General features: G+C 49.7%; 17 protein-coding genes. 10 read left to right on the top strand and 7 right to left on the bottom strand.

Annotated elements, in window-relative coordinates; genetic code table 11:
• Positions 1-22 precede the first annotated feature (22 nt).
• Positions 23-4,078, top strand: a complete 4,056-nt coding sequence (locus tag ACT53C_RS02925; protein ID WP_476144731.1) for a pilus assembly protein — start codon at positions 23-25, stop codon at positions 4,076-4,078.
• Between the two features lie 72 nt (positions 4,079-4,150).
• Here ACT53C_RS02925 and ACT53C_RS02920 read toward each other — a convergent pair whose 3' ends face one another.
• Together ACT53C_RS02920 and ACT53C_RS02915 are read right to left on the bottom strand one after the other, a co-directional pair.
• Positions 4,151-4,366: a hypothetical protein gene (locus ACT53C_RS02920; protein ID WP_476144730.1), complete on the bottom strand. Its 216-nt coding sequence runs from the start codon at positions 4,364-4,366 to the stop codon at positions 4,151-4,153.
• 43 nt (positions 4,367-4,409) lie between these two features.
• The gene (locus tag ACT53C_RS02915; protein WP_194749004.1) at positions 4,410-4,568 is read right to left on the bottom strand and encodes a hypothetical protein; all 159 of its coding nucleotides are present in this window, start codon (positions 4,566-4,568) and stop codon (positions 4,410-4,412) included.
• 223 nt (positions 4,569-4,791) lie between these two features.
• Here ACT53C_RS02915 and ACT53C_RS02910 point away from each other — a divergent pair, with 223 nt between their 5' ends.
• Complete coding sequence (locus ACT53C_RS02910; protein ID WP_476144729.1) at positions 4,792-5,181, top strand: hypothetical protein; 390 nt, start codon at positions 4,792-4,794, stop codon at positions 5,179-5,181.
• A gap of 4 nt (positions 5,182-5,185) precedes the next feature.
• On the opposite strand, the gene ACT53C_RS02905 is transcribed toward ACT53C_RS02910, so the two are convergent.
• From ACT53C_RS02905 to ACT53C_RS02895, 3 genes are read right to left on the bottom strand one after another with little or no spacing between them, the layout of a single operon-like run.
• Positions 5,186-5,689 (bottom strand): DUF1993 domain-containing protein, encoded by a 504-nt coding sequence (locus ACT53C_RS02905; protein WP_476144728.1) that lies wholly within the window; start codon positions 5,687-5,689, stop codon positions 5,186-5,188.
• Between the two features lie 13 nt (positions 5,690-5,702).
• Positions 5,703-7,202, bottom strand: coding sequence for a YifB family Mg chelatase-like AAA ATPase (locus ACT53C_RS02900; RefSeq protein WP_476144727.1), 1,500 nt, complete (start codon positions 7,200-7,202; stop codon positions 5,703-5,705).
• Positions 7,203-7,247: 45 nt separating this feature from the next.
• Positions 7,248-7,496 carry an accessory factor UbiK family protein gene (locus tag ACT53C_RS02895; protein WP_476144726.1) on the bottom strand — a complete coding sequence of 83 codons (249 nt, stop codon included), beginning with the start codon at positions 7,494-7,496 and terminating at the stop codon, positions 7,248-7,250.
• A 270-nt stretch (positions 7,497-7,766) separates the two neighbouring features.
• On the opposite strand from ACT53C_RS02895, the gene ACT53C_RS02890 reads away from it, so the two are divergent.
• From ACT53C_RS02890 to ACT53C_RS02865, 6 genes are all read left to right on the top strand, one after another.
• The gene (locus ACT53C_RS02890; RefSeq protein WP_476144725.1) at positions 7,767-8,777 is read left to right on the top strand and encodes a TorF family putative porin; all 1,011 of its coding nucleotides are present in this window, start codon (positions 7,767-7,769) and stop codon (positions 8,775-8,777) included.
• Positions 8,778-8,838: 61 nt separating this feature from the next.
• A complete protein-coding gene (glnK, locus tag ACT53C_RS02885) occupies positions 8,839-9,177 on the top strand; it encodes a P-II family nitrogen regulator (protein ID WP_018986930.1) in 339 nt (112 codons plus the stop codon).
• Positions 9,178-9,192: 15 nt separating this feature from the next.
• On the top strand, positions 9,193-10,596 hold the full coding sequence (locus tag ACT53C_RS02880) for an ammonium transporter (RefSeq protein ID WP_476144724.1): 1,404 nt from the start codon (positions 9,193-9,195) through the stop codon (positions 10,594-10,596).
• Between the two features lie 108 nt (positions 10,597-10,704).
• The gene (locus ACT53C_RS02875; protein ID WP_476144723.1) at positions 10,705-12,387 is read left to right on the top strand and encodes a peptidase domain-containing ABC transporter; all 1,683 of its coding nucleotides are present in this window, start codon (positions 10,705-10,707) and stop codon (positions 12,385-12,387) included.
• Positions 12,380-13,693: an HlyD family secretion protein gene (locus ACT53C_RS02870; protein WP_476144722.1), complete on the top strand. Its 1,314-nt coding sequence runs from the start codon at positions 12,380-12,382 to the stop codon at positions 13,691-13,693. The genes ACT53C_RS02875 and ACT53C_RS02870 overlap by 8 nt, the downstream gene beginning before the upstream one ends.
• A gap of 8 nt (positions 13,694-13,701) precedes the next feature.
• Complete coding sequence (locus tag ACT53C_RS02865) at positions 13,702-15,444, top strand: TolC family protein (RefSeq protein ID WP_476144721.1); 1,743 nt, start codon at positions 13,702-13,704, stop codon at positions 15,442-15,444.
• A 631-nt stretch (positions 15,445-16,075) separates the two neighbouring features.
• On the opposite strand, the gene ACT53C_RS02860 is transcribed toward ACT53C_RS02865, so the two are convergent.
• Together ACT53C_RS02860 and ACT53C_RS02855 are read right to left on the bottom strand one after the other, a co-directional pair.
• On the bottom strand, positions 16,076-16,711 hold the full coding sequence (locus ACT53C_RS02860) for a hypothetical protein (RefSeq protein WP_275357971.1): 636 nt from the start codon (positions 16,709-16,711) through the stop codon (positions 16,076-16,078).
• 26 nt (positions 16,712-16,737) lie between these two features.
• Positions 16,738-19,158 (bottom strand): penicillin-binding protein 1A, encoded by a 2,421-nt coding sequence (locus ACT53C_RS02855; protein WP_476144720.1) that lies wholly within the window; start codon positions 19,156-19,158, stop codon positions 16,738-16,740.
• A gap of 210 nt (positions 19,159-19,368) precedes the next feature.
• On the opposite strand from ACT53C_RS02855, the gene ACT53C_RS02850 reads away from it, so the two are divergent.
• Together ACT53C_RS02850 and ACT53C_RS02845 are read left to right on the top strand one after the other, a co-directional pair.
• The gene (locus ACT53C_RS02850; RefSeq protein ID WP_194748992.1) at positions 19,369-20,442 is read left to right on the top strand and encodes a pilus assembly protein PilM; all 1,074 of its coding nucleotides are present in this window, start codon (positions 19,369-19,371) and stop codon (positions 20,440-20,442) included.
• The gene (locus tag ACT53C_RS02845) at positions 20,439-21,029 is read left to right on the top strand and encodes a PilN domain-containing protein (protein WP_476144719.1); all 591 of its coding nucleotides are present in this window, start codon (positions 20,439-20,441) and stop codon (positions 21,027-21,029) included. The genes ACT53C_RS02850 and ACT53C_RS02845 overlap by 4 nt, the downstream gene beginning before the upstream one ends.

Below are 21,029 nucleotides of genomic sequence, written 5' to 3'. Positions count from 1 at the left end.
TGGATATTTGAAAGAAGCCATCATGTATTTGAAAAAGTTTTTGAGAGGGATGATTTGTCTGGGGATGGTGCTGACAACGATGGCACGTGCTGATTTCTTAAATATATCTAGCATGCCGTTACAAACATCTGGTACGTCGGATGTATTGCCTAACTTGATGTTTTTGCTTGATAACTCTGGCAGCATGGCTTGGAACTATACCCCTGATTGGGGTGGTTACGACCCAGTCAACACCTATCAGAACGCGCCTGCCTGGTTATTTAATAATGCTGCATACAATGCGCAATATTACAACCCCGGCGTCACCTATATTCCGCCGGTGAATTATCTTGGTGTGAGTATGCCAAACCAAACTAATTTTACCGCCGTTGCGAATGCCGTGACAGATACGGGCGCCACTAAAGGCGGGACGAGCAATTTAACGGGCTCAGCCAACTATTATGCATATGTTCCCGGAGAGTATTGTGCGTCAGCTAATCTCACAAATTGTACAATTTCTACGGCGGCTACAGGCGTGTATACCTACCCATCTCAGCTAAGATGGTGTAATACATCTGCTGCAGCCAATGCTCGTGTTTTGTCCGGCTCACAAAAGTGCCAGGCCATTCGTAACGATGTCAGCAGTATTAATGACAGTAATACCTATAACTTTCTTCGTCAGCCTAGAGCCACTTATAAGCTTACGTTGGTGCGTAACAGCGGGACTGTCACGGTGTCGAGTATCAAAATTAATAATATTGAGATTCTTTATACATCTACTTCAGCAAGCTCCAGCAACACCTTGGCAAACAACGTGGCAAGCGCAATTTGTACGACAAGCCAGAGGGGGAATTGTAATATTTCAGGTAATACAGTTTCTGTGAGTAGTAACGTGCTCACTATAGTGACGCCAATTGGCAATCCATTAAATACGGCTGCACCTATTCAGGTAACATTCTCTGGTAGTGGTAGTTCGAGTGCGGTGTTGGTGGCGCCTTCAGCAACAGATATTCCCGGTAGCCTGGTCTATGTGAGTATTAACAGTGGCCTCAGCAATTACACTGCCCCAGGCAGTACTACCAAGAATCCTGATCGCATGGATTGTGCGGGTACCATTTGCACTTATACCGAAGAAATGAAAAATTTCTCAAACTGGTGGACGTACTACAGTACTCGTATACAGTCTATGCAAACTGCAGCAAGTTTGGCCTTCAACACATTGGATGCTAGATACCGCGTTGGCTTTTCTACCATTAACAATAACTCAAGTAATTATCTGGCAATCGCGCCATTTAATAATGCACAAAAGCAGGCTTGGTATCAAAAACTGTTTGCTGTCAGCCCGAACAACAGTACGCCACTAAGAACGGCACTGGCAAATGTTGGACGTCATTTTGCGGGTAAAAAGACACTTGGATCGGATGATCCTATGCAATACGCTTGTCAGCCAAACTTCACCTTAATGACCACGGATGGCTATTGGAACGATACGACAAATCCTGTTCAGTTGAATGGGTCAACAACGATCGGAAACCAGGATGGAGGCTCAACCCCAAGACCACAATTGGATGCCTTGAATGCGGCGAATACCCTCGCTGATGTTGCCATGTATTATTTTAGTAATGATATTCGAGATGCAAGCTTTTCGAATTGTACAGGTGCGTTAGGTAACTCTGTGTGTGGGACGTCTGTGGATTATCCCAAGCAAAATATGGTCACCCTGACACTTGGACTGGGTGTTTCTGGCACCCTTTTTTATTCGCCTGACTATAAAACACAAACCGTTGGCGACTACAAGGATTTAACCACCGGCGCCAAAAACTGGGACAACCCGATTACTAATACCGAAGGTCAGCGGGTAGACGATTTGTGGCATGCGGCTGTTAATGCTGGAGGTACTTACTATAGTGCAACAAATCCCAAACTACTGAGAGACTCCCTAGCGATGGGGCTTGCACAAATTAAATCTATTCAAGGGGCAAGTGCGGCTGCTGCGGCCAGTAGCCTAGCACCAACGAATGGAGATAATTTCCAGTATGTGGCTAGTTATCAGACGGTAAGCTGGATTGGAAATCTTGAAGCCCGCACGGTGAATACGGACACTTTACAAACCTCACAAAGTGATGTTTGGTGTATTGAAAATGTGGCTTCCCAAGTATGTGCCTTGCCTGCAACACGAGTACAGATCAGCAGCGGAAGCAGTACCAGCATTTACTGTAAAACCACCAACTCCGATCAAACCACTTGTGACAATGCTGGCGGTATTTTAGGGACGGTATTAGGGACTAGTGAATTGAGTTCTTGCTATGTAGAAATCGCCAGTAGTTGTATTGGAAAACTTCAATCTCAAGTGGCAAGTAATACGCGCAATATTTACTTTAATTTGAGTGGGTCGTTAGCTCCGTTTCAGTCAGCCAATCTGCCATCTGCACATGTGAGCAGTTTAACAAATGGGTATTTAGCCTTAAGTCAAATGCAGGGTTTGGCTGCATCGGATCCTAAAATTACTGACCCCAATAAGGTTGCAAAATTAGTCGACTACTTACGCGGGAATAAAACCTATGAAGACTCCAGTACGAACAGTATCGCGGCCAACCATTTGTTTAGGGTCAGGCAGGCAACATTAGGGGATATTGCACAATCAAGACCGAGTTATTTTCAGGAGTCCAACGCTGCTTATCTTGATGCAGGTTATACCGCTTTCAAAAATAGTATCTCTAATCGAGTCCCCGCTGTGTATGTCGGTGCGAATGATGGCATGTTGCATGCTTTTAATGCAAATACAGGCAGTGAGTTGTGGGCTTTTATTCCTACGCCAGTAATTCCTAACTTGGCAAATTTGGCAGATGAACAGTATGGCGCAACTTACCATACTAATTTTGTAAATGGTAATCCTATTGTTGCTGATGTATGTATCTCTGGCTGTGGAGGCAATGGCGCTCTCTGGAAAACAATATTAGTTTCTGGTCTTAACGGTGGTGGCCGTGGTTACTTTGCACTCGATGTCACAGACCCCACTGCGCCTGCTTTGCTTTGGGAATACACTGCATCAGCCAACCAAGCTAACCTCGGCTATACATTTGGTAATCCAGTCATTACTAAAATGGCAGATGGAACCTGGGTGGTCGTGATCGCATCTGGCTACAACAATGGCATTTACGCGAGCCAGAAAAGTGATGGCAGTTATGTCAATAACCAACCGGCAGGAAATGGCATGGGTTATCTCTATGTATTAAATGCCTATAGTGGCAGTTTGATTAACACGCTTTCCACTGGCTCTGGCTCCTCAAGCTCACCCAGTGGGCTTGCCAAGATCGCTGGTTATGCTAATAACATGTTTGAAAATAATACATCCACTGCAATTTATGGTGGAGACCTAAATGGGGATGTGTGGCGATTTGATATCAATTCTGGAGTCGTGAAAAAGATTGCATCTTTTTCTGACCCAAGTGGCGGTAGGCAAGCCATTACTACGCAACCAGAGTTAGGTAATATTAATAATTATGTTGTGGTAATGGTCGGTACTGGCAAGTTTCTTGAAGTGGCAGATTTAACTAATGCGCCTACAAACTCAGTATATGTCTTTAAAGACATTAATCAGTCCGCTCCGATTGGTCGAAATCAAATGGTTGCGCAATCACTTTCTTCTAGCAGGGTTGTAACAACGAATACAGTTAACTTTGATAATACTTATGGGTGGTATTTAGATTTTCCGGCTGGAGAGCGAGTAAATCTTGACCCGCTGCTTTTACAAGGGATACTTATTATGCCAACACTAGTCCCTACTAGCTCATCTTGTAGTGGAACAGGCTATGGCTGGTTAAATTATTTTAATTACAAAACAGGGGGGGGCGTAATAAGTGGTGGATTGGTTTCTGAAAAACTATCAACCCCTGCTGTAGGTTTCAATATTGTATACGATGGAAATGGGACGCCTCATGTAGTGGTAACCGGAAGCACAGATCCAACGCCTCAGATGTCTGATATGGGGAATAAGGTCTTTTCGGAAGGGAAGCCCAGTAATGCAACACAAATTTTTCAGCAAAAAACCAATGGTAGCTATGGCACCAAGCAAAGCTGGCGTGAATTGATCCAGTAACCAATCCCAGTAAAAAATCTGAGCTATGCAATAAAAAAGCCCCGTAAACGGGGCTTTTTTATGTGATACGGATTACTTTACCTTTTTTGCAAATACATACAATATCAGGCAAATTGCGACGATGATGCCAATCAGTGTGTAGATGCCTGCTGCGCCTAAAAACATGGTTGCCTCCTTCTCGTCCGGTTGAAGAGAGGTTTTATTGTAGGCAAACGTCAGGCGGGTGTCTATCAGTTGAGGGCTGGACCAGTTGGGTGTCTGGGCAAGCGACATGCGATGCAATGCCACGCTATGAACTGCGTGGAGGTGTGAGGCAAACTGCCGGTGTGTTTTACACGACTTCCAGCGTCAGCTCAGCAGGTTTGTAAATTGCCTGAATGTTGCTGTCTGCAGTGATATCTTCAGCCAGATACATAATGTCCTGCGCCGTCATCAATTCTGGCATGCTGGCGGTATAAGTCAGCGGCTCGTCTTGTTGCAAGTCTTTCATGGGGCGTCCTTTAGTTCTGTTTATGTATACTTGTATTAACGTCATCAGGTTTCCATTCTTGAATTAATTTGTTCATGCGATCATTTAAATCTATGTTAATGGTCTTGTATGACGCTTTAATGAACCAATCCAGCTTTTATAAGGGCTGTCGGCCGGTTTGGCTTAAAATATTGGCAGGGTTGAACAACAAAAAGGAGTCGGATGTATGCTTGCGAGTCGGTTTATGTGGGTTGTGTTGATGGCCATGCTGGCGGCGGTGGGGTATTGGTATTGGCAATCGCTGCAGTTGCCAGCGTCTTCACCTGCGCAAAGTGCGCTGGCTCATGCTATCAATGAGTGTGATTTGATTGCCAGTAAGGCAGCGGCCGCGTTACCAGAGCAACTACCCTTCCAGAAGCTGGAAAAAGCGGCTAGACAGTCACGCGTGTTGGAACATTGCATGCAAGACCGGAGCTATCAGGAAAATCCTGACTGGGTGGTTGCTGCGAACAAGCAGGCGAAAGCGATGGCCTCTGCCCAAGGAATTTCAGACAGCGAAGCCTATGAGACATTGCGCCGTAAAGCCATGTTGCAGTCAGACCAGCAACCGGGCTACTGGCGCAAACGGCCTTGAGGCATCAGCGCTTTTGACCCAGGTAGTCAGTTTTGCCCAGTGGCACCCCAAGATGGCGCAAAATGTTGTATGCCGTGGTGACATGAAAATAGACATTGGGCATGACCCATTTTTCGAGATAATCCAAGCCAGTGAAGGTCAGATCCACTTTACGTATGGTTAACACCACTTCTTTATGCTCGGCGCCTTCCAGCTGTGAAGGCTTGATGGCTTCGAGAAACGCGACTGTCTTGGCGATTCTGGCGTAGAGCTGTTCAAAACTCGCTTCATCATCCGCGTATTGCGGAATGTCTATGCCTGCCAGTCGTCCACCCGCCCCTTTGCTCATGTCACTCACCAGTTGCACCTGTTTGATTAATGGGTACATGTCCACATACAAGCGGCTATTCAGTAGCACTTCTGGTGCGACTTTTTTCTGTTCTGCATAGGCTTCCCCTTGCCGCAGAATATGCTCGAGATTTTGCAGGTTACGAATCAGCGGGGCGATACTGGCATCATAAAGTTGCATGTGGAATACGCTTTCAATAGTCATGACGCCGATATTGTAGCGCCTCTGCAATGTGCTTATCCAGAATGTGTTCGGCCTGGGCCAGGTCAGCGATGGTTCTGGCGACCTTGAGGATGCGGTGATAGCTGCGGGCAGACAGTGAAAACTTTTGCACCGCCATTTGCAGTAAGTGATTCGCCTGCTCACCCAATTGGCAATGGGTGGAAATCTCAAGCGCACCCAAGGCAGCATTCGGCTTCTGTTGGCGGGTCAGTTGACGCTCTCGCGCCTGAATCACGCGTGCACGAATGGCCGCACTCTGCTCACCATGATGGTCATGTGACAACTCTTCTGGCTTGAGTGCTGGCACATCAATATTCATGTCTATCCTGTCCAGCAGCGGGCCGGAAAGTTTGTTTTTATAGCGCAGAATTTGCTCAGGCGTACAGCGGCAGCGTTGGTTATAGTGCCCGTAATAGCCACATGGACAAGGATTCATCGCTGCAAGCAATTGAAACTGGGCCGGAAACGTGGCCTGTCTGGCTGCGCGAGAAATGGTGATATTGCCACTTTCCAGAGGCTCGCGGAGCACCTCCAGCACTTTCCTGTCGAACTCAGGTAGCTCATCCAAAAATAACACGCCGTGATGGGCGAGGCTGATTTCTCCGGGTCTGGGCACACTGCCGCCACCCACCAGTGCCACGGCAGAGGCGGTGTGATGTGGCGCCCTGAATGGCCGCTTTTTCCATTGGCTGGCCGGAAACTGGCCGGTCAGTGACAAAATTGCCGCACTTTCCAGCGCTTCCTGCGTAGTCATGTCCGGCAAAATGCTATTAAACCGGTTCGCCAGCATGCTTTTGCCTGTGCCTGGCGGGCCGCTCATCAATAAACTATGTTGACCCGCCGCGGCAATTTCCAGGGCGCGCTTGGCGCGTAATTGACCTTTGACTTCGAGGTAATCCGGAAAGCTTAACGAGGATTCTGTCAGCACCAGCGGGTGAGGGGGTAGCGATTGTTTACCAGAAAGGTGGGCACAGACTTCAAGCAGACTATTCGCGGCAAAAATGGAACAGCCCTCTACCAGGCTTGCCTCATGCGCACTCTCCTGGGGCAAAATCGCCGCCCTCTTGTGCGCCGGGCCCTGAATCAGTTGGTAAGTCATCGCCAGGGCGCCGCGTATCGGCCTTAACTCGCCTGTCAGTGCCAGCTCACCAGCGATGACATAGTTGGCCAGCGCTTGTTTAGGTAATTGCCCGGAGGCTGCCAGAATCCCAAGCGCAATCGGCAAATCGTAACGGCCACCCTCTTTGGGCAGATCTGCCGGTGCCAGGTTAACTGTAATCCGCCGCGCCGGGAATTCAAACTGTGCGGTTTGAATCGCCGCCCTAACCCGGTCTTTGCTCTCTTTCACTTCGGTTTCTGGCAGCCCGACGATAGTGAAGCTGGGCAGGCCATTGGCGAGATGCACTTCTACCACCACTTCTGGTGCATCCATCCCACTTAGGGCCCGACTGTATAACACGGCCAAACTCATGTAGCACTCCCGCACCAAAGAATGCTAACAATTGTAAATTAAATTTTACTTTCTGGCGGCGTCGGCTTGTTCTAGCTGGCTGATTTTTTCTTCAAGCTGTTTTAATTGTTGCTGCGTGCGTGCCAGCAAAGCGGCCTGAATATCAAATTCCTCGCGCGAAACAAGTTCCATTTTGGGGAGCATGCCCTGAATTAGTGCATGCAAGTTGCTTTCAAGCTCTGAAATGGGGCTTGAATCAATTAGTTGTTTGATTTTAAAAGATAATTCTTTAATTTTTTCATTTGAAAATAGCATGGCAGGCTCTCCTTGGGATCACATTCTAGCATGTAAGGCCCTCGAAAAAAGGGGTGTAAATGATTGATTTTTATGTGTTTTCAATTAAAAACATGTTGTTGTGTTGCTAATGTAAGTATTTAATTTAAGTTTTTTAATTAAAGTATTGATTTTTAATATTTATATGGGTTGGCACGTGCTTTGCTTTTAGGTCAATGTTGTTTCATTCTCGTTTACAACAATTTGATCAAGACTTTCACAGAGAGAGAGGACTCGTAAATGCGCCCATCTATGTTATTTACAGCTGTACTTGCTACGCTGTCGGTTGCTAATACTGCATATGCTGATGAACAAAAAGTTCTGGTAGAAGAACTTAAAGAAGCTAAAACACCCTATACCCCCGAAGAAAAAGCGGATAAATCTGACTGGACTGCTACTGGTAACGTCGGTTTTGTATCTGATTACTATTCACGTGGTATTTCACAAACCTGGCATAAACCAACTGTTCAAGGTGGGATGGATATTACTCACTCAAGCGGTTTTTATGCAGGCGTTTGGGGTTCTGGCGTTACACCAAATACCTATCCTGATGCAACTACTGAGATTGATGTCTATACAGGCTATAACGGTAGCATACCATGGGTTGAGGGCATGGGCTGGACGGTCGGTTTGTATGGATACTTGTATCCAGGCGGCTCTTGGAAAAAGTATAAATTTACAGGTTACACTGACGCGAATGGTAATTTGGTAAGACAAACACCAAATGGCGGTGACTGGAACTCATTAGAGGCTAACTTTGGTTTATCTTATGACTGGTTTAGCGTTAAAGCTTCTTATATGCTGACAAACTGGTTCGGTGCAGACAGAAGTACAGGTTGGACTAAAAGCACACGTGGCACGGTGTATCTTGAGGCAAACGCCAACTATCCATTGCCATGGTGGGATTTAACATTAGTTGGTCACGTAGGCCGTTTAATGGTTAATGGACGTTTGAATACGGATTACACTACAGGTAATGCTTATGATTTCACTACAAACACATTAACTTTGCCTGTTCAACCTTCTGCAACAACTGCTAGAACTACTCCTAACTATTTTGACTGGAAAGTGGGTTTGAGCAAGGCATTTAAAATTGCTCAGGCTGACGGCTTTAACGCAGGTGTTTATCTGGTCGGATCAAGTAACCATAGCTACTGGAGTTCACATGGCTATGGAGGCTCAAGCTTTAATGGCGGGCCAAGTAGCGATTTTAAAAACTTGTACGACACGCGTCTTGTGTTGACTGTTGGCCGTACATTCTAAGAGTAAGAAGTTTTAGATCTGGCGGGCATGTGCCTGCCAGAGTTAACAACGGGAGAAGCAAATGAAATTTGTATCCGCAATAATCAAGCCATTCAAGCTTGATGAGGTGCGTGAGGCTTTGTCCAATATCGGCGTACAAGGCATCACTGTCACTGAAGTCAAAGGATTTGGCCGTCAAAAAGGGCACACTGAGTTGTATCGTGGTGCTGAATATGTCGTAGATTTTTTGCCTAAAGTTAAACTCGAAGTTGCGATCAAAGATGACATGCTGGATCAGGTCGTAGACGCGATTGAAAAAGCAGCCGCAACAGGCAAAATCGGCGATGGCAAAGTATTTGTCTTCGATTTGGAACAAGTTTACCGTATACGTACCGGCGAAACCGGTCCGGATGCGTTATAAGAAAGGGCTTCTGTTATGAAGAAAATTCTTTCCATATTATCGCTGGTCGCCGTAATGGGTCTGGCGGCAAGCCCAGTCAGTTATGCAGAAGAAACTGTGACCGAAACCATCACAGTGCAAGAAACCGTTTCTACTGATGCGGCACCTGCGGCCGAAGCGCCTGCAGCGGCCGAAGCTGCCCCTGCTGCTGAAGCAGCACCAGCCCCGACGCTGGATGTGGGTAATACCGCGTTTATGATTATTGCCACTGTGTTGGTGATTTTGATGACGATCCCTGGTCTGGCTTTGTTCTATGGCGGTTTGGTGCGTCAGAAAAACATGTTGTCAGTGCTGATGCAAGTGTTCGTGGTCTTTTCCATGGTCTCTGTATTGTGGGCTGCGTATGGTTACAGCATGGCCTTCAGCGAAGGCAACATGATTGTGGGTGGATTAAGCAAGGCATTCCTGGCGGGGATTACACCAGCTAGTTTGTCTGGCACGATTCCAGAATATGTGTTTTTGACCTTCCAGCTGACATTTGCTGCTATTACACCTGCCTTGATCGTTGGTGGTTTTGCTGAGCGTATGAAGTTCTCTGCTGTATTGTTGTTCACGGCATTGTGGGTGACTTTTGCCTACATCCCAATCGCACACATGGTATGGGGCGGTGGTTACCTGGCTGAGCTGGGTGCCAAAGACTTTGCTGGTGGTACTGTCGTACATATCAACGCTGGTGTGGCTGCCTTGGTTGGTGCCATCATGTTGGGCAAACGTATTGGTTACGGTAAAGAAGCCATGCCTCCGCACAACCTGGTGATGACCATGATCGGTGCTTCCTTGCTGTGGGTAGGTTGGTTTGGCTTTAACGTTGGTAGTGAACTGGCTGCTGATGGCATTGCCGGTATGGTGCTGATCAATACACAATTGGCAACAGGTTCTGCTGTACTGGGCTGGATTTTTGCTGAATGGTTGTTCAGAGGCAAACCAAGCATGCTGGGTGCCGCTTCTGGTGCAGTCGCTGGTTTGGTTGCGATTACGCCTGCTTGCGGCTTTATCGGCCCGATGGGCTCCATCATCCTTGGCTTCACTGCCAGCTTTGTCAGCCTGTGGGGCGTGACCAAACTGAAAGGTGCGCTGGGCTACGATGACTCACTGGATGTGTTCGGTGTGCACGGCTTGGCCGGTATCTGGGGTGCGGTGGGCACTGGCGTGTTGATGTCACCAGGTTTGGGTGGTGTTGGTTACGCAGAAGGTGTGACCATGGGTGGCCAAGTGACGACTCAAATCATCGCAGTCGTGGTCACCTTGATCTGGACAGGTATTGTGAGCGTCATTCTTTACAAAGTGGTAGATGCGGTTGTCGGTCTGCGCGTGAGTGAAGAATATGAGCGCGAAGGTCTGGACACGACCGAACATGGCGAGCGTGCTTACAGCTTGTAATCGTTGTGTGGTATAAAGAAACGGCTCTAGTTAGAGCCGTTTTTTTTTGGGAACTAATATAAACGGTTGTTATCCATTTACTGGGCCTAGTTAACAACAATTCTTATTATGGCAAACATTCATACAACATCTCTCAGCCCTTTTCAAAGAGTCGTCAAATTACTCTCATTTGAAAAACAGGACATTTTGCTGCTGTTTTATTTAACTGCAGCTTATGGTGTGCTGGGTATCGCGACCCCTGTTGCCGTGCAGGCGATGGTGAATATCGTCACCATGGGCGGTGTATTGCAGCCGCTGTACGTAGTGGGCTTTATCCTGTTTTGTTTGCTGGCGTTGTCTGGTGCGATTTATGCCATTGAGAGTTTTCTGGTTGAGATGATTCAACGACGGCTTTTTGTACGGTATAGCTTACAGATTGCGCAAAATACCGGGCAAATTCATATTTCTGTGTATGACAAATTCAATCCGGTAGAACTGGTGAATCGTTATTTTGATATTCAAACCGTGCAGAAATCGATGGCGACTTTGCTCACGGTTGGCTTGACCGCCTTGTTGCAAGGCATCATCGGCAGCATTGTGCTGCTTTTTTATAGTCTGTATTTTGGCATTTTGGTCATCCTCATGCTGATTGTGTTGTGGGTGATTATTTTTGGCCTGGGTAAACAGGCCGAAGAGACATCGATCAAAGAGTCTAAAGCCAAATATGAAATGGCGGCCTGGTTGGAAACCATTGCCCGCAATAAATGGCTCTCAAAGTTTTACGGTGCGACTCAGCGCAACACGGCGAATACCGCGCAGCTTGCAGACGGCTATCTGCAAGTCAGGACCAAGCACTTTAAAGTACTCATGATGCAACTGATAGGCGCGGTGGGCCTCTATGCGTTGATTGGTACGGGCATGCTGATATTAGGCGGGACACTGGTGATTAAAGGCCAGATCAATCTGGGCCAGTTTGTTGCCGCAGAGCTGATTATTTTTGGGGTGCTTTCTGCGTTTGTGCGATTTGTGACCAAGCTGGAGTATTTCTATGATCTGCTTGCGGCGGTCGATAAACTTGGTGTGCTGGAAACCTTGCCTGTAGAGCGCTCTGGGGAGCATCAGTCAGGTCAGGAAGGCTACACTACCCTGAAGGTGCATCAGCTGACTTTTCAACACGCGGATCAAGCCGCTTTGGTCAGCAACCTGAGTTTTCACTTGCAACGTGGTGAGAGCCTGGCGTTAATCGGTGGCTTAGGCAGCGGTAAAACGACGTTGCTGGAGCTGATCACCGGTATGAGGCAGCCGCTGCAAGGACATGTCAGCTACAACGATATTGATGTGCGTCAGCTTGACCTGTCACATTTGCGTGACCGGATTGGCGTGGCGAACAAAGTCGAGTGGCAGCATGGCTCTATTCTGGATAATCTGAGGTTGCAACGGCCAGAGGTGACACTTGATCAGGTGATCGAGTTACTGCAGGTGCTTGGGTTGTGGCAAGAAATCAGCAAGCTGCCCAATGGGGTAGAAACGGTGTTGACTGACTTTGGCGCACCGATGACGCATACACAGTTACAACGGTTAATGCTTGTGCGTGCGATGCTGGGTCAACCGGATGTATTAATCATTGATGGCCTGCTGGATCAACTGGCGCAACATGAGCTGAATCAGGTGCTGATGTTGCTTAAACGTCACCAGCAGGACTGGATGGTGTTGATCACCACGCGATATCAGCATATCGCCCAGCAATGCAAGCAAGTCATTCATCTGCAAAGCCAAGCGGCGACAGACGTGGCAGGAGGTCAGCATGAGTAATACGGTTGAAAGTATGCTGACACAAAGCGTACAAACCCCTGAGCATTTAAGGGTTTGGATCAAACGGATGGCCTGGCTGCTCGTTGTGCTGCCCCTTGCTTTTTTGCCTCTGCCATGGCAACAAAACGTGACCGCGCTGGGCAAGGTCACGGCCTATTCTCCTTCCGAGCGGGTGCAAACCGTCGATGCCCCCGTGAGCGGGCTCATCCAGCACTGGTATGTGCAAGAAGGCTCGCAAGTGAAGCAAGGCGATGTATTGCTGGAAATCAGCGATACTGATCCTAACTTCAGGCAGCGCCTGCAAGCGCAGCGCGATAACCTGGAGGACAAACTCGCTTCCAAGCAAAGCGAGTTATCAGCTTACTCGGTGCAGCGTGACAACCTGGCCGCCGGCCGCGATGCCAAAATCACCGCCGCCCAATACAAGTTGGATGTCGCTAACCAAAAAATTCTCAGTGCACGTGAAGCGGTGAACTCTGCTCAAGCGACGCTGGATGCTGCCACGATGCAGGTCAAGCGTATGCAACGCCTACTGGGCGATGGCCTGGTTTCCAAGCGAGACACAGAAGTGGCTGAGCGTGACCATACGATTGCCAGCCGTAACCTAAATAGTGTGCAGGCACAACTGCAATCGGCCATGGCCGAGGCGCAGTCGGCACAAGCAGAAATCCGCCAGGTGCGTGCCGATACGCAAGCATATCTGGATTCGGTGACGGCCAATATCAACAAAATCAAAGGCGAGGTCTCAGATGCTGAAAATAGCCTGCACAGCTCCGAGATTTCACTGGCGCGGCAAAACATGCAGAAAATCATCGCGCCCCGCGATGGCACGATTTTCCGTTTACCGGTCAATTCACAATCCCAGATAATCAAGCAAGGTGATCCCTTGCTGATTATTGTGCCACATACCTCTCAGCGTGCCGTGGAGTTATGGGTTGATGGCCGCGATGCGCCACTGATTACTCGTGACAGTGTTGTGCGTCTCGAATTTGAGGGGTGGCCTGCGATTCAGGTGCCTGGCTGGGCGCAAGTCGGTGTGGGCACTTTTGAGGGCAAAATTGCTTTCGTCGACCCGACTGACAATGGCACCGGGCATTTCCGTATCATGGTGATCCATAAAGAAGGCACGCCGCAATGGCCAGAAGCCCGCTTTTTGCGTCAGGGTATCAGTGCCAAGGGTTGGGTATTGTTGGAGAAAGTGACGATAGGCTATGAATTGTGGCGTCTGCTCAATGGCTTCCCGCCCAGAATCCCGCATGAGCCAACACCGCTCAATCTGCCTGCTGGCGTTGGGGCAAGCAAATGAAGCGTGGTGTGCAAATACCGGTTTTGACCAGGCTGTTTGGTCTGGCCAGCATGCTATTGGCCACAATGGTCGGTGCAGATGAGTCATTGAGTGACAGCCGGGCGCGCCAGCGATTGCAGAACACAGAAGGCCGCGGCCTGGAGCCATATGCCAAGGGCAAGGGTGTGCCGCTGCATGATGCGGTCAAACAACAGCAGCAGCAACGCAATAAGCCGGTAGTGATAGACCTGAAAAGTGCGCTGCAACCGTTTGACTCGCCAGAAACTGCAAATATGCTCAGCAATGCACCCAAGCAAGGGCCGCAACTGAGTATTGCGGATGTGCGGCAGAAGGCGTTGCAAAACAATCTTAATCTGCAAGTGGCCAAAATCGACCCGACCATTGCCGCGCAATCGTTGCGTGAAGAGCAGGCCAAATTTGACCAGCTCATTTTTGCCTACGCCAAATATGGCCAGAAAGACTTGCCTGCGATGGCGGGCGACAAAGTGATTTTCAAGTCGGATAATCCGGCGCTGGATAGCGAGCTGGTTAAACTGAATCCGGCCGCACAAAACAAGGAATTCTGGGAGTTGGAAACGGGCATCAAAGTGCCGTTAAGAACGGGTGGTAGCGTTACCCTGAGTGCGCCACTGGAAAACTACCAGAGCAAGGGCAGTCTGGCCAGTGACCAATACCGCAGTGCTTTGCGCTTCTCCTTTAGCCAGCCGTTGTTGCGTAATGCCGGGCGACAGGTGAACGAGGCCAGCATCCGCATTGCAGCACTTGATCAGGATAGCGCCCAGCTCAGAACGCGTTTGCAAAGCATCCGCATAGTCACCATGGTGGATAAAGCTTACTGGGATTTATACGAGGCTTGGGCGGCCCTGGATGTGCGCCGCAACCAGTACGAATATGCCAGCCAAAATCTGGCCATGGTCAAACGCCGCGTGCAGGAGGGGCTCACCGCCGCGATTGAAGTCAACCGTGCTGAAATTGGTGTCGCGGATCGCATGGAAGCGCTGATCATTGCCGAAACCAACCTCAAGCTGGCCCAGCGCCAGTTACAGTTCCTGCTCAACGAACTGCCGGAGCAAGGCATGACTAGTTTGCCGTGGGTACCTTCTACCATGCCCAATCTGGTCAAGTTTGAGTTTGACCGTGAAAAACTGCTCAAAGATGCGTTGGATAGCCGCATCGAGCTACTCGATCAGGAGCTCAAACTGAGCGCAGATCAATTACAAATTGATTATCTGCAAAATCAGACCCTGCCGATGTTTACGCTGGATTACCAATACGGCGCCCTGTCCAGTTCTGCCAACCGGGCAGGCAATATCGGGCAGGACTTGCTGAATGGCCAATACAATGACTGGTCCGTGGGCCTGAAGTTTGAAATGCCAGTGAGCAATGAAGCGCGCAAAGCCAAGCTGGATAAAGCGATTGCCCAGCGTATGCAGCGCCTGACTAACAAAACGCTGCAAGCGCTGACCGTCAAACGCGAAATTCACGACGCCCTGGATAAGCTAGAGCAAAACTGGCAGCGCATCCTCGCGGCACGCCAGCAGGTGATGATCGCCGGCTATAACTACGAAGCCGAACTCAAGCAGTTTAATGAAGGCTTGCGTACCATGACCGAAGTGCTGGAAACCCTGACCCGGCTAGGCGAGGCGCAAATCAAGGAAATTCGCGCCATTAATGACTATCAGATTGCACTGATAGACCTGACCTTTGCCACCGGAACGGTGTTGGGGTATACGCAGATTAGCATGCAGTAGGGTAGCCTCGAATGACGTGCAAGGCAGATGAGGCTACTTGATCAAATCTGTGCGCTGAGTGATTTAAGAAGCGGTGCGGATGCCTGGATCAGAAAAACTCAGGCGTTTATTCAGGTTTTTCTCAGGATTCTCTGAGGACAAGCATCAAAGTGATCGCACACTTTAGATTCTTGTTGCGATGGGATTGGCTATCAGAAGAAAACACGCATTGTTTACTGTGCAGGCATGCCTCCCTACGCAACGATTTTCTATGCTGCCTAACAACCTGGCCAGTAACGCTTATCCTTCATAAAACACGGCTAGCCAGAGGGTCTCTCTGTTTGGCTAGGACCATTTCAACCTGTGTTTAGCGGCAATATTCAAACAATCTCCAGCTTTCAGGCTGAGGATGCCTTCTTCAAATGCCCGTTCTCCTTCACCTTGCAAGCGCAATAACCGCGCAGCTTGCGCTTGGTCATCCTAGAAGTCCGCTGGCGATGAATGCCCCTTGAAGACGATGCGTTCAATATACAGTTGAGGTGAAGAGATCAGCACTTGAAGGCATTACTCAGGCAAGAGCACGGGAATCTCTGCAAACAGGTTGAGTTGTTAAATGAGGGATGTCACGCGCAGTAGAGCTGCGGCAATCCAATTACTCGGTCAGGACTGGTTTAAGCAGCGCTTCCACCTGCGCCAGCGTCATCCGGTGGATTCCCGCCTTTTCCCCGTGTTTACGCGGGGCGGTACGCAGGTCGTCGGCTTCAAAAATACTGATGCGTTGCGTACCGTACCGGGTTTCTACCAGCACCACCGGCACCCGTTTGCGTAGCAATTCGTGCTTTTGTTTGCTCGGACGGTCTGACATGCGGTAGTGCTGTTCGTCTAGGCGGTAGGGGATATTCTGGTTGAGCAGGTAGATTTCCAGTTCTTTGGCGCTCTCGGCAAAGACATGGATTTCGGTATCGGCATGGGGCCCGGCGGTACCTTCCATGACGGCGCCGGTCAGGTAGGGCTGGAATTTCTGCAATAGCCGCATGGTATGCAGCGCGGCCTGCCGCAGTTCCAGCAGGTGAGCGGCATCGCTTTCATCTGCGTAAAGCGCGTGATATTCACGCAAGGCCGCATCAATTTCGCCGTTGGTCGGCAAGGGGGCATCTTGCGTGATGCCCATGGCTTTGATGGCTTTGCGTTTGGCGCGCGCATAGTCACTGATGCCTTCTTCAAACATCAGGCGCGCGGCAGATTGGGCAATTTCTTGCCTCAAGTCACTCGTAAAATCATCAAACATACTTTAGGCTTTTCGTAGATTGATTGCTAATTCGGGCTCAGCAGCTTGGCTGCCGGATTGGCTGGCAGTTTTCTATCCTCATTGTTGCCACTGTGTTCGCCGATCAGGCGCTCCAAAAAGGAGGGCTCTTCCTCTTCGGGCGCATGCTCACCCTCCGGGTCAAACAAGCCAGGCAGTGTTTCGGGTTTGGATTGTGGCAAGTGCTCTTCATAAAAATACTCATAAATGCCCGCATCGTCTTCGCTGATCTGCGCACCGGTGTAAGCATCTACTTTCAATTGCAAGACGCCCTCAGGCACTTTGTATTGATAAATCGGCTGACCTGACAGGGTTTGCTGCATATAGCGTATCCAGATAGGTAAAGCTGCGCGGCCACCGGTTTCGCCTCGGCCCAGGTTGTGCGGGTTGTCATAACCCACCCACGCGACGGCCACCTCTTTTGGGTGGTAGCCAGCAAACCAGGCATCAAACTGGTCGTTGGTGGTGCCAGTTTTGCCGGCAATGTCGGGGCGGCGCAACGACAGTGCTGCGCGCGCAGTCCCATCTCTCACCACGTCTTGTAGCATGGTGGTAATAATGAACGCGTTGCGCTGGTCAATCACCCGCTCGGCGGAAACATGTTTGCCTGGTTGCACGGCTTGAATCACCTTGCCGCGGCTGTCCGTGATCTTTTCGATCAGGTAAGGATGCACCTGATAGCCACTATTGGCAAAGGTGGCATACGCGGCGGTCAGCTGCCAGACGGTGGTTGAGCCAGCGCCCAAGGCGGTAGACAGATAGGCCGGGTGATCCTTGGGGTCAAAGCCAAATTTGCGCAGGTAGTTTTGGGCATAACGCGCGCCAATCGCATTCATAAGCCGGATTGAGATGGTGTTTTTGGATTGCGCCAGTGCTTCACGCAAACGCATTGGACCAGCATATTTTTCATCGTAGTTGCGCGGCTCCCAGCTGCTATTGCTGCCAGTCTCGGTGGAGGTGAAACTGATCGGGGCATCTTCAAACACACTAGCAGGGGAATAGCCTTTTTCAAGCGCTGCAGAGTAGATAAATGGTTTAAAGCTGGAGCCGGGTTGACGGCGACCCTGGGTGACATGGTTATATTTGTTGCGCTGGAAACTGAAGCCACCGATCAGCGCTTGTACCTGTCCGGTTTCAGGATTGAGTGCCATAAAGCCACTTTCCACTTCTGGCAGTTGTACTACCGACCATTCTTCACCGTTTTGATATACGCGAATGACCGCGCCCGGCTTGAGTGACAAGGGGGTTGGTTTGGCGGGCGGCATATGGTTTTTGACCAGTAGCAATGATTTGTCTTGCAGTTTGAGCACCTGGCCGCGCTTGGTGACCAAAGTGAGCAGGTTGGGTTCGACCTTGGTGACCAAGGCGGGCACAAATTGGTTGTAAGTGACAAAATCACGCAATAAATCAGCGGCTTCCGACGCCCTAAGTGTTGTCGGTAATGGCAACATTTGCTCTGCGCCACGGAACCCGTGCCGCAACTCAAAATTGATGATGCCTTGAATCATGGCCGTATTGGCGGCAGCCTGGTGTTTGCTATTGATGGTGGTGTAAACACGCAAACCGCTGGTATAAGCCTTCTCACCATAGCGTTTATACAAGCTTGCCCTGACGATCTCGGCCACGTATTCCCCGCCCAGTGCCTGGATTTGGCGTCTGGATGACTGGAATTTAAGCGGTGCTTTTAATGCTTCTTGATAGGCTTGATCAGAGATCATGCCATAGCGGTGCATGTCGCGGAGTACTTCATGCTGACGGTTGATGGCGTAGTCAGGATGAATGTAGGGGTCGTATTTGCTCGGCGCTTTGGGCAAGCCTGCCAGTAACGCGGCTTCGGCCAGGTTCAGTTGTTTCAAGTCTTTGTCATAGTAGGTTTTGGCGGCGGTCGCAAAACCATACGCCCGTTCGCCCAGATAAATCTGGTTGAGATAGAGCTCCAGAATCTTGTCTTTGCTAATGGCATGTTCAATTTTGATCGCCAGCAAGGCCTCTTTAATCTTGGTCCATAGATTGCGTGGCGTATCTGGATTGCTGAAAAAGTTTTTAGCCACCTGCATGGTGATGGTGCTGGCGCCTTCGTGCCCGCGTCCGGTCAGGTTGTTACGAATCGCCCGCAAAATGCCTGTGGTATCAATGCCGTTGTGCTGGTAAAAGCGACGGTCTTCAATCGCCAGAATGGCGTCTTTCATGACTTTGGGCGTTTGTTCAATCGGTACAAATGCGCGGCGCTCCTGACCAAATTCAGCCATCAAGCCGCCATCGGCGTCATAGACCCGCAGGGGCAATTTGGGGTGGTAATCCGTCAGTGCATCAATCGAAGGCAGGGAAGGATAGAGGATGCTGATCATCAATACCAGCAAGGCTGCGACGATCAAACTGCCAGTAATGAAGAGGAAAAGAAGGGACTGCAACCAGGGTCTTGAATTCATGCGTCTTGCTGCCATCGAGAGAATTACCTATGAATTGTAATCTTTTTTTGCTGATTCATAGGCAGTTAATTATGGAATCATGCAAATAATCAGGATTTCCCTGACTCGCAAAAATACATGTAAGCCATTGTTTACCCACTCGAATGCATGAGTTGGCATGGATGATGCATAGCAAGTCGGGCATGTAACTATTTATGAAGGGCAATACCGTTGAGTCTGGGCTTTTTACAGCGCAAAAAAACCAGTTTTATTGGTGTGGATGTCAGTGCAACCGCCGTCAAGATGGTGGAGCTCAGTGCCATTGGCAAGCAGCAATTCCGGCTGGATGGCTATGCCAATGTCACGTTGCCTAAAGGCGCAATCAGTGACGGCAATATCAATGATCTCACCCAGGTGGCTGAGAGCATGCGTGCCGCTTGGCGATTGCTGGGTTCGCGTGCGCGTCAGGTAGTCTTGGCCCTGCCAACTGCGGCGGTGATTTCCAAGCGCGTGATTATGCCTGCCGGATTGCGCGAAGAAGACATGGAGCTGCAAGTCGAGTCTGAGGCAAATCAGTACATCCCGTTCCCGCTCGACGAAATGAATCTGGACTTTCAGATCTTGGGCCCGATGGGGAAAAGCACCGATGAAGTGGAGGTGCTGATTGTGGCGGCCAAGAAAGAAAAAATCGATGACCGGGTGGCCGTGGCTGAAGAAGCCGGGCTCAAGGTGCAGATCATGGATGTTGAGGCCTATGCGACAGAAACGGCTTACCGTCAGATTTTGAGACATTTGCCTGATCACAGTAAAAAAACCGTGACCATGATTCTGGATATCGGTGCCTTTGTGACCCATATCAATGTGATGGTAGGCACACACTCCGTCTATGCACGAGAGCAAGCCTTTGGTGGGGCGACCTTGTCGCAAGAGATTCAGCGCCGGTTTGGCTTGTCGCCTGAAGAAAGCGAAATCGCCAAGCGTCAAGGCGGATTGCCAGCTTCTTATGCGCAGGAAGTGTTGCAGCCGTTTTTACAAAACCTGGCGGCTGAGGCTGCCAGAGCCGTTTCATTTTTCACTAACTCCACCCAATACAACAAAGTTGATCATCTGTTGTTGGCTGGTGGCGTGGCGGCAACCGATGGCTTGGCGGCACTCATTGAAGAAAAAACCGGCGTGCATAGCTTGGTGGCGAATGCTTTTCAGGGCATGGCGCTGGCCAGCAAGATTAAACCTTCCCAGCTTGAGACAGATGCCCCAGCCCTCATGATTGCCTGTGGTCTAGCGTTACGCGGGGTGGACGCATGATTAAAGTCAATTTGCTGCCGCATCGTCAGATCCGGCGTGCCGAGCGTCAACGTGAGTTTGGCTTGATGGCGGCATTGGTGGCCGTCGCGGCCGCAGCCATTTTATTTGTGAGCTGGAGCTATATCCACAGCAAAATCCAGGCGCAGCAAGCACGGAATCAGCGGCTGCAAGACGAAATGGCAAGATTGGATACCGAAATTGCCAATATTGGCAAACTGAAGGATCAGATCAAGCATGTTTTGGAGCGCAAGCAGATTGTTGAGGGCTTGCAAAGTGACCGTAACCAGGCGGTGCTGATTTTGGATGAATTGGCCAGACAACAACCCGAAGGTGTCTATCTCAAGAGCGTAAAACAGCTTGAGGATGAAATTGAGCTCAAAGGTGTGGCCGATACCAATGCCCGAGTGGCGACGCTGGTGCATAACCTGGCTAGCTCAACCATTATGCACAGCCCTAATCTGGTTGAAATCAAAGCCATCACCAACGCACAAGCAATCAAGGAGTATGAGTTTGTCTTGCGCGTGACCTTGAAGCGGGATGCTGCCCCTGCGGCGGACAAGCAAACCCCGGTGCCGGCTAAAGGATGA

Source organism: Methylophilus sp. DMC14 (assembly GCF_056314085.1).
The sequence above is the reverse complement of the archived record's forward strand: the minus strand, read 5'-3'. Positions and strand labels throughout refer to the sequence as shown.

Excerpts from the sequence above, each read along its gene's own strand:
- ACT53C_RS02890 (WP_476144725.1), top strand. The coding sequence starts at position 7,767 with ATGTTATTTACAGCTGTACTTGCTACGCTGTCGGTTGCTAATACTGCA.
- glnK (WP_018986930.1), top strand. The coding sequence starts at position 8,839 with ATGAAATTTGTATCCGCAATAATCAAGCCATTCAAGCTTGATGAGGTG.
- ACT53C_RS02900 (WP_476144727.1), bottom strand. The coding sequence starts at position 7,202 with ATGAGTTTGGCCGTGTTATACAGTCGGGCCCTAAGTGGGATGGATGCA.
- ACT53C_RS02880 (WP_476144724.1), top strand. The coding sequence starts at position 9,193 with ATGAAGAAAATTCTTTCCATATTATCGCTGGTCGCCGTAATGGGTCTG.
- ACT53C_RS02925 (WP_476144731.1), top strand. The coding sequence starts at position 23 with ATGTATTTGAAAAAGTTTTTGAGAGGGATGATTTGTCTGGGGATGGTG.
- ACT53C_RS02915 (WP_194749004.1), bottom strand. The coding sequence starts at position 4,568 with ATGAAAGACTTGCAACAAGACGAGCCGCTGACTTATACCGCCAGCATG.
- ACT53C_RS02845 (WP_476144719.1), top strand. The coding sequence starts at position 20,439 with ATGATTAAAGTCAATTTGCTGCCGCATCGTCAGATCCGGCGTGCCGAG.
- ACT53C_RS02870 (WP_476144722.1), top strand. The coding sequence starts at position 12,380 with ATGAGTAATACGGTTGAAAGTATGCTGACACAAAGCGTACAAACCCCT.
- ACT53C_RS02860 (WP_275357971.1), bottom strand. The coding sequence starts at position 16,711 with ATGTTTGATGATTTTACGAGTGACTTGAGGCAAGAAATTGCCCAATCT.
- ACT53C_RS02910 (WP_476144729.1), top strand. The coding sequence starts at position 4,792 with ATGTGGGTTGTGTTGATGGCCATGCTGGCGGCGGTGGGGTATTGGTAT.
- ACT53C_RS02905 (WP_476144728.1), bottom strand. The coding sequence starts at position 5,689 with ATGCAACTTTATGATGCCAGTATCGCCCCGCTGATTCGTAACCTGCAA.
- ACT53C_RS02895 (WP_476144726.1), bottom strand. The coding sequence starts at position 7,496 with ATGCTATTTTCAAATGAAAAAATTAAAGAATTATCTTTTAAAATCAAA.
- ACT53C_RS02855 (WP_476144720.1), bottom strand. The coding sequence starts at position 19,158 with ATGAATTCAAGACCCTGGTTGCAGTCCCTTCTTTTCCTCTTCATTACT.
- ACT53C_RS02875 (WP_476144723.1), top strand. The coding sequence starts at position 10,705 with ATGGCAAACATTCATACAACATCTCTCAGCCCTTTTCAAAGAGTCGTC.